The 5,150-nt window shown below is 71.5% G+C and carries 5 protein-coding genes; 1 reads left to right on the top strand and 4 read right to left on the bottom strand.

Features of this window, described 5'->3' with window-relative positions; all coding sequences use genetic code 11:
• Positions 1-45: 45 nt before the first annotated feature.
• Together ACESM1_RS30075 and ACESM1_RS30080 are read right to left on the bottom strand one after the other, a co-directional pair.
• On the bottom strand, positions 46-1,518 hold the full coding sequence (locus ACESM1_RS30075) for a phage portal protein (RefSeq protein ID WP_372625044.1): 1,473 nt from the start codon (positions 1,516-1,518) through the stop codon (positions 46-48).
• Positions 1,518-1,754, bottom strand: coding sequence for a phage head-tail joining protein (locus tag ACESM1_RS30080; RefSeq protein ID WP_372625046.1), 237 nt, complete (start codon positions 1,752-1,754; stop codon positions 1,518-1,520). The genes ACESM1_RS30075 and ACESM1_RS30080 overlap by 1 nt, the downstream gene beginning before the upstream one ends.
• A gap of 142 nt (positions 1,755-1,896) precedes the next feature.
• Between ACESM1_RS30080 and ACESM1_RS30085 the strand changes: the two genes are divergently transcribed.
• Positions 1,897-2,307: a HEAT repeat domain-containing protein gene (locus tag ACESM1_RS30085; RefSeq protein ID WP_372625048.1), complete on the top strand. Its 411-nt coding sequence runs from the start codon at positions 1,897-1,899 to the stop codon at positions 2,305-2,307.
• A gap of 156 nt (positions 2,308-2,463) precedes the next feature.
• On the opposite strand, the gene ACESM1_RS30090 is transcribed toward ACESM1_RS30085, so the two are convergent.
• Both ACESM1_RS30090 and ACESM1_RS30095 read right to left on the bottom strand, forming a co-directional pair.
• Entirely contained in the window at positions 2,464-4,422 is a 1,959-nt protein-coding gene (locus ACESM1_RS30090) for a phage terminase large subunit family protein (RefSeq protein ID WP_372625050.1), read from the bottom strand.
• On the bottom strand, positions 4,422-5,060 hold the full coding sequence (locus tag ACESM1_RS30095) for an elements of external origin (protein WP_372625052.1): 639 nt from the start codon (positions 5,058-5,060) through the stop codon (positions 4,422-4,424). The genes ACESM1_RS30090 and ACESM1_RS30095 overlap by 1 nt, the downstream gene beginning before the upstream one ends.
• Between the last annotated feature and the right edge of the window lie 90 nt (positions 5,061-5,150).

A 5,150-nucleotide genomic window follows, 5' to 3' on the forward strand; every position in this document is an offset into this window, starting at 1 on the left:
GCGGCGCGGCATCGCTGCCGCTCGGTTCGATGGTCTCGGTCATGTTCAGCCCTCTGCTGGTGTCGCGCGCGGCGGCGCGGCCGCGCCGGTGGCGGCGATTTCCACCGCGGCCATCTGCGCGGCGTCCTGTGCTGCGCCAGACTTCGCGACGCGGCGCGGGTCGGTGTCGAGCGAGATGCCGGCCTCGTCGAGCAGAGCGTTGGCCTCGCGGATCATCTCCACCGCCCCTCGGAAGTCGTAGCCGAAGGCGCCGGCCGCCTCGGGCTGCGGCACGAAGCCGGCGCGGACCTGGGCGATCAGCGCCGTGGTGTCCTTCAGCGGATCGATCATCTCGTGCGCCGGCGGGACGTGGCTGACACCGGCCGGCATCTCCGTGCCCCACAGCCCGAGCAGCGCGCCCTGGGCGTGGAAGCGGCCCGCGATTGGCCGCACCAGCATCGGGATCAGCATGCCGTACTGGACCTGCTCGCAGAGGCGGCGGAACTCGATTTTGCCGGCGCGCAGCGAGGAGTAGTTCGCCTGCGTCAGGTCGCCCGAGACCTGGTCGTAGGTCAGGCCGGCACCGACCGCGGCGGCTTCCAGCGCGCGCCTGGCGAAGGCCGCGTGCGATCCGCCGCCGGAGGGGTTCACCACCTCCACCGAGCCCATGCCGCGGCGATAGAGAATCATGCCCGGCTCGAAGCTCTCGACGGTGCGGCCCTGCGCATCGCGCAGGAGACCCGCGGCGGCACCGGTCAGCGCCTCGTCGCCCTCCTCCGTCACCACCGCGGCGAGGCAGGCTTCGATCTTCGCCTTCATCAGCAGCGCGGCCTCGTAGTCGCCGAGTTCGCGCAGGCGCAGCAGCACCGGGGCGAGCCACGACACATCGCGCAGCTGGCCGGGGCGGCGCTTGCGGTAGACGTGCAGCACGTCACCGGCGGGAATGCGTTGGCTGGTCTGCCAGCTCGCGCCCGGCAGGATCCAGGCCGCGCCCGGATGCACGCGATGCAGCCAGTAGCCGGTCGGCTCGCCGGCCTCGCTGAGGGCGATGCCCTGGATGGTCGGCGCGCCGTCGACCATGCCGTTCCGCGCGGCGTCGAGGTGATCGCTCTCCAGCACCTGCAGCCGCAGCCCGATCGGGTTCACCGGCGATGGCGAGGTCATCAGGAAGCGCAAGAAGCATTCGCCGCTCTCGACGACCGCCCGCATGACCAGCGCCTGAAGGCCGTAGAGATCGAGCCGGCCCTCTGCGTCACAGCCGATGCTCTCCGCCCAGCGGCGCCAGGCATCGGCGTGGCGCTGGTCCGGCCAGCGGGTGGTGATGCCCGCGCCGACCGCGTTGCCGGTCCAGAGATCGACGATGCGGCTAGCGTAGGGGTCGTTGCGCACCGCATCGCGCGCCCGCCGCGCGACCGTCGCCGCGGCCAAGCCGACCTCGGCCGTCGCGCTGCCGCCGGAGGGCGCCCAGGCCGAAGCACGACTGTCCTGCGCCGCCGCGTAGCCGCGCAGTGCGTTCCAAGCATCGCGGAGGCGGCCCATCACCTGCTTCCCCCACGCGAGAAGCTGGCCAGCGTCACGGACGGGCGGCGGGCGGTCGCCATTTCGGCGCCACGCAGCACCGCCAGCGCGCGGCCGAGCTCATCCAGGCTGCGATACTCCACGGTGCGCCCGTCGAAGGTCACGCGCGTGGTGCCGCCCGTGTAGGCTGCGGCGAGGGCGGCGGCGCGGCTGCCGGCGGGCTGCGCCAGCGCCCAGGCGAGGACGGTTGGGTCCATGCGCGTCCTCTCAGTCTCAGAGCCCGCTTCAGAATGAAGGCGGGCCATTTGCCGACGACGAAGGGATGCTGACCGAGCTCTTCGTGTGCGCCTGACGGACCCCATAAGCATGTAGGACGACACGGTCAGTCCGGCTCGGTCCATGGGCTTCCGCCATTTTCCGGCCTACGGGAAAACCATAGGCTACCGTGCCGACGGCGCATGGAGGGCCATGATGGCGGCTTTCGACGAGTGGATAGCGCGGATCAAGAGCCGCGATCCAATGGTCTACGAGGACGCCTTCCATGAACAGTGGCCGCACGGCCCTGAGTTCATCGCCAGATTGATCGTTGAGATGCGCCTCGCCGACGATTCATACACGCGTGGCAAGCTCATCGAGCTTCTGGGTGAGGCGGGCGACCAAACCGTTGTGCCGGAACTCGCGCGAGAATTGGAGCATCCAGACTGGAACATCCGCCAATGGGCGCTCCACGCGCTCAGAAGGATCGGCGGCAGAGAGGCCAGCAAGTTCATCGAGCAGCACCGACTCCAGCTCCCGAAGGATTTGGATTGATGGGTGAGTTGGACGCTCGTTAGGGGCGCGCACGCCGCCGCGTCCGACCCGGTCCGCATCGGCAGCCTACAAGGACCACAGAGACCCCTCGAACGCTGCGGACCGACGCCGCTCACGCCGTCACAGCTCTACCCGTCTCCGTTCCGAAGCGGGTTCTCAGCGCAGCCAGCCCGTGCGCGGCGTGAGCCACGTGCGGGGCCGCGCCGCCCCAGCAGCCGGCGAAGGCGAAGCATCGGGCGAGGGCGCCGGCTCGGCGGCCGGCAACGACAGCGCATTGGCCATCCGCGCCCAGCGGCCGTCACCCCACCCATCCATCCCGAGCGCCGCCGCGGCGGCACGGGCATAGACCCGGCAATCGAGCGCCTCGTTCCGCTCCCTGGTCTTCACCCACTCGAGCCGGCGGAAACCGTTGCGGCCAGCACGCGCCACCAGCTGCTCCGCCGTGAGCTGGCGGCAGAATTCCTCGCCCGCCGCGTGCACGGGCAGGTGCACGTAGCCGGCGGGGAACGGATCACCGCTCTCCACCGTCGGCCGGTCGAGCTTCAGCCAGCCATAGGTCTCGCCCTTGAGGAAGGATGAGCCCACCGGCCAGACCTTCAGCCCGCCCAGCTTCCGCCCGTTGCGCCGCACCTCCGTCGCGGCCGGCTGGCCGACCGCGGCGCGCAGTCCGTCCTGACCTTTCACGGCGATGGCGCGGCCGGCGCCGGCCCGCCGAACAAAAGCGTAGACCTCCGCGGTGGTCATGCCGTCGCCGCTGTCGATCGCCGCCATGGCGACCGGCAGCCGGTGTCCGCTGGCATGCCGCCAGGTCTCGCCGAGCAGCCGCCGCAGCTCCTCCCAGACCGCCGCCTCGAAGGGGTTGCCCGCCAGCACGCGGTGCTCGACCAGCCAGGACTGCCGATCCTGCCCCCAGGCCCAGAGGCTCGCCTCGAGGCGGTCGCGCTGCACGTCGACGCCGGCGGTCAGCAGCAGCCCGCCCATCGGCACGGTGCCCGCGGGCCAGTGCTCGCGGCGGTCGTAGAGCCGCTGCCAGTCCGGCGCCTCGCCCGCTTCCTGCCAAGTCTCGCCCAGCACGGTGTTGCGAAAGGTCTTGATGGCCCGGTCGTCGCCCTGGGCCGCGAGCCAGAGCCGCGCGATCTCCGACCAGGGCATCCAGCCCGGCGGCGAGTAGAGTGCCGAGATGTGGAAGCCGATCGCGTGCGGATCCGTCGCCGTCGCCGTGGCCCGCCACGTCCCGCCCGCCAGCATCGCCGCCTTGTGCTGCTCCCCGATCGGCGCGTCGCAGGCTTCGCAGAGATAGCGCGCCGTGTCGGGCTCGCCGTCGTCCCACACCAGCCGCTCGAAGCGCAGATGCTGATGGTGGCCGCAATGCGGGCACGGCACGAAGTAGCGCCGCTGGTCGGTCGCCAGGTACTCGCGCTCGATCCGCGACAGGCCGGCGATCGTGGGCGTCGAGACCAGCAGCATCTTGCGCCGCCAGCCGAAGGTGCGCGCCCGCGCCTCCGCCAGCGCGATCGGGTCACCCTCGCCCTCGACGTCACCGGGATAGGCGTCGATCTCGTCGAGGAACAAGAAGCGCGCCGACATCGAGCGCAGACCGACAGCGCTGTTCGCGCCGGTCATCACCAGCTGCCCGCCGGGGAACTCCTTCGAGAGCTGGCGATTGCCGCTGTCGCGTGATCTGGCAGGCGCGGCTCGCTCGCGGATCGCCGGCGTCTCCTCGACCAGCGGATCGATGCGCTGGTCGGAGAAGCGCTTCGCCAGCTCTGTCGTCGGCTGCACCGCGAGCATCGGCCCCGGCGCGTGGTGGATGACGTAACCAATCCAGTTGTTGCCGCACTCCGTGCCCCCGACCTGCGCTCCCTTCATGAACACCACGCGACGCGCGGCCTGCGCCGGCGACAGTGCGTCCATGATCTCGCGCAGATACGGCGTGCGCACGGTGCGCCAGGGCCCCGGCTCGGCGGATCCCCGCGAGCCGAGCACGCGGTGCCGGTCGGCCCACTCCGAGACCAGCAGCGCCGGCTCCGGCGCCATGCCGTCGCGCCAGGCCTGCAGGATCTCGGCGTCACCGTCGAAGCGGCCGAGCTCCTCCAGGAGATGCTCGCCCGCCATCAGCCGACGCTCACCCGGACATCGTGCCGCGCCGCCAGGTGCTCACGCAGCCGCGTGTCCATCATCGTCTGCAGCCGATGCGCATCGACGCCGAGCTCGGCCGCCATCTCCGCAGCGACGCGGGCTGGCCAGGCGAGAATGGCGTCACGCTCCTCCTTGGCGAGCCGGTGCACCAGCAGAAGCGCGCGGGCCTTGTCGACCAGCTTGCCCTTGCGCTCGTCGAGCCGCAGCCGGCGCTCCTGCGCCTTCAGCACCTCGTTCGCCGTGCGGGCGTCGTGGAAGGTGTTTCCCGCGACGCGCGGCAGTGGCTCAGGCGCAGGTGCTGAAATCGGCGGCGGAGCAATGGGCCGAGGTGCTGCCGTAGGCGGCGCGAGGGCTGCTGTCTTGCGTGCCGGATCGCTGCTCTCGGCCAGCCGCGCGCGGACCTTCTCCACGTCCCAGGCGCCATCCGCCTCCGGCGCGATGCGGCCGGCGCGCTGCGCCTTCTGCAGCGCCGTATGAGACACGCCGGGGCGGCGCGCCACCTCGCGCTGCGAGGCCACGCGGCCCGGCTGCGCGGCAGCGATCATGATCTGATCCAGACCCTTCGAAGAACGCAATCTAGGCCGGGCTGTCAGCGCTTGGCTCGCGCGCGGCACAGCGCGAATGCTCCGTCACGCGCTGCGCAAGCGCACCATCTGCCCCGACCGGTCCTGCCGGCGGGGCTCGGGGCGGTAGCACCCGACTGG

Origin of the sequence: Falsiroseomonas sp. (assembly GCF_041690465.1) — a bacterium.
Taxonomy (GTDB): domain Bacteria; phylum Pseudomonadota; class Alphaproteobacteria; order Acetobacterales; family Acetobacteraceae; genus Falsiroseomonas.

What these genes read in the sequence shown, in the direction of transcription:
- ACESM1_RS30075 (WP_372625044.1), bottom strand. Translation starts at nt 1,518, where the DNA reads ATGGGCCGCCTCCGCGATGCTTGGAACGCACTGCGCGGCTACGCGGCG.
- ACESM1_RS30080 (WP_372625046.1), bottom strand. Translation starts at nt 1,754, where the DNA reads ATGGACCCAACCGTCCTCGCCTGGGCGCTGGCGCAGCCCGCCGGCAGC.
- ACESM1_RS30085 (WP_372625048.1), top strand. Translation starts at nt 1,897, where the DNA reads ATGGGCTTCCGCCATTTTCCGGCCTACGGGAAAACCATAGGCTACCGT.
- ACESM1_RS30090 (WP_372625050.1), bottom strand. Translation starts at nt 4,422, where the DNA reads ATGGCGGGCGAGCATCTCCTGGAGGAGCTCGGCCGCTTCGACGGTGAC.